The organism is Pinirhizobacter sp., assembly GCF_035317885.1.
GTDB lineage: Bacteria > Pseudomonadota > Gammaproteobacteria > Xanthomonadales > Rhodanobacteraceae > Pinirhizobacter.
The window spans coordinates 1-2254 of record NZ_DATHFX010000525.1; the positions used below are offsets into that span (position 1 = coordinate 1).

Annotated in this window: 3 protein-coding genes; all 3 read right to left on the reverse strand. The window is 63.0% G+C overall.

Annotated elements, in window-relative coordinates; genetic code table 11:
• The coding region (locus VK519_RS17245; protein ID WP_324351826.1) for an SDR family NAD(P)-dependent oxidoreductase at window positions 1–510 on the reverse strand (510 nt) is incomplete at its 3' end.
• Between the two features lie 63 nt (window positions 511–573).
• A complete protein-coding gene (locus VK519_RS17250; protein ID WP_324351827.1) occupies window positions 574–1743 on the reverse strand; it encodes an arabinose transporter in 1170 nt (389 codons plus the stop codon).
• 72 nt (window positions 1744–1815) lie between these two features.
• The coding region (locus VK519_RS17255; RefSeq protein ID WP_324351828.1) for an amidohydrolase family protein at window positions 1816–2254 on the reverse strand (439 nt) is incomplete at its 5' end.

Consider the following 2254-nt stretch of genomic DNA (forward strand, 5'->3'; position numbering starts at 1 on the left):
CCAGCGGCGCGCGATGGCAAAAGCCAGCAACGTGTCGTGCAGCTTGCTTTCGGCATACGCCTGCGAACCGTTCCAGCGGCGCCGCTCCCAGAGAATGTCATCAAGATTCGCGTCGACTTGGTGCTGCATGCCGGAACTAACATAAACCAGCCGTTTCGGCCGCTGGATCAACGCCGTCAAAAGATAAGCTGATAATGTGTTGGTGGCGAAGACGTGCGGCAGGTGATCGACGGTCTCGCGGTTACCCTCGCGATAACCCACGGCCGCGTTGTGGATCACGGCGTCGAAGCGCCCGAGTGTGTTGACCTGGGTCGCGACATCCCTGGTGCCGGCGATGGTCTCGACATCGCCCACTACGACGGCTTCGGCCTCGGGGAGTGCGTGCAGTGTAGCCTCGGCGCGATCGGCGTTTCGGGCGTGCAGGACTACCTGGTGTCCCTGTGAGATCAGTTGTTCGCCCGCCATGAAGCCGAGGCCGCTGGACGAGCCTGAAATGAAGATGCGTGCCATAAGAAAAACTCCAGAGAAATGAGGGGCCGGCGAGGTGATCCCGCCGGCCAGGTGGGATAACCGTCAGTTCGCCGCGTTTCGCCGCGTAACGATAAGCGCCGCGCCCAGCAGAGCGGATGCGGTGCCGAGGGTATAGACGGCGGCGTATCCAAACAGGCCGGCAACCAGGCCAGCCGCCGGCCCCGCCAGGCCGTAGGCGATGTCAAGGAAGGCCACAAAGGCTCCCATGGCACTACCGCGATTACTTGGCAGTACGCGCTTCAGGGCCTCGACACCCAGGGCAGGGAACACCAGAGCGCAACCCAGTCCCGTCACAAGAGCGCCAGTAAGGGCAATGATCTCATTCGGCGCAACCCCTAGCATCGCCTGCCCAATCGCCTCGACCACCAGTGACCACAGCGCGACGCGATAGCCACTCACTTTGTCAGGCAGACTGCCAAGCACCATGCGCACCAGGATGAAGCCAACACCGAAAGCCGTCATCACCAGTCCGGCGTGTTGCCAACCGTGCGCCATGAAGTACAGCGAGGCAAACGCCGTGAGGCCCGAGAGGCCGACACCCTGCAACATCAGTCCAAGACCTTCGCGCCAGATTTGGCCAACCACTTTGTAAAAGGGCAGGCGCTGGCCGGTGGAACTGCTGTACGAGGTCTGCCGCGCCGCGATGGCTGCGGCGAGCAAAGGGGCGACGACGCAGGCGATCATGGCGACCTGAAGTCCATAGGACTGGTAGAGCGCCATACCGATCGGTGCGCCGATGGCGAGCGCCGCGAACATCGCGATACCGGTCCAGGACATGGACATGCCGGCGCGCTGTGGACCGACCGAGGCGATCGACCAGGAGACGCAGCCAGTGACGAATTGGCTTTCGCCAAAGCCCGCGGTCAGTCGCCCGGCGACCACGATCGCGAGGCTGATGGCTGGCGATAGACCTGGCATGGCTGAGACGAGATATAGCAACCCACCCAAAGCGCACACCATCGCTCCCTGGATGGCCGAACGCTTGCCGCCATGGCGATCGGTGAGCCGGCCTGCATAGCCGCGGGTCAATACGGCCGCGAGAAACTGGATGCCGATCACCAGGCCGACCATGAGATTGCCAAATCCCAGTTTGTTGTGGACGACCAGCGGGATCACCGGCAACGGCAAGCCAACGCAAAGATAGCCGCAGAACAGCGCCGCGATGATCCCTGGCGCGGGACGTAAAAGGTATGTTGATGCGGCCGTTGTCATGACAGCCTCCGTGTAGCTCGATAGGGAAGGGGAGAAGACGCCGCCCGGCCGTCGGCCGAGCGGCGTGGTGGATCAAGCCTCAAAAAGTTCCGGGCGGTAACCGCTGGTTGCCAGCAGGTAGTCGCGGGAGGCCGTGGCCTCCGCCGCCAACTTCGCCACGTCGACGTCCAACAACTTTCCGGCGTGCTTGCGGAGCTTGCCGGCGACCATCACGGTGTCGACGTCGGAGCGCTCGACCGCTTGTACGATGGTGCCAATGGCATGGGTAGCCGGGAAAACCGAGACACCGTTGGTACGTACCATGATGATGTCGGCCTGTTTGCCTGGCGTAAGCGTGCCGACCGCATGTTCGAGACCGGCCGCGCGAGCACCATGGACAGTGGCCGCCTTGAGTACCGCTTCGACGGAAATCGGCGCCGGCACGGCGGTTTCGCCGCGAATGCGCCGGTAGCGCATCGCAGAGCGTTGTTGCCCGAATAGCGCATGCATTTCACCAAACATGTCGCTGCCG

Excerpts from the sequence above, each read along its gene's own strand:
- VK519_RS17250 (WP_324351827.1), bottom strand. The coding sequence starts at position 1,743 with ATGACAACGGCCGCATCAACATACCTTTTACGTCCCGCGCCAGGGATC.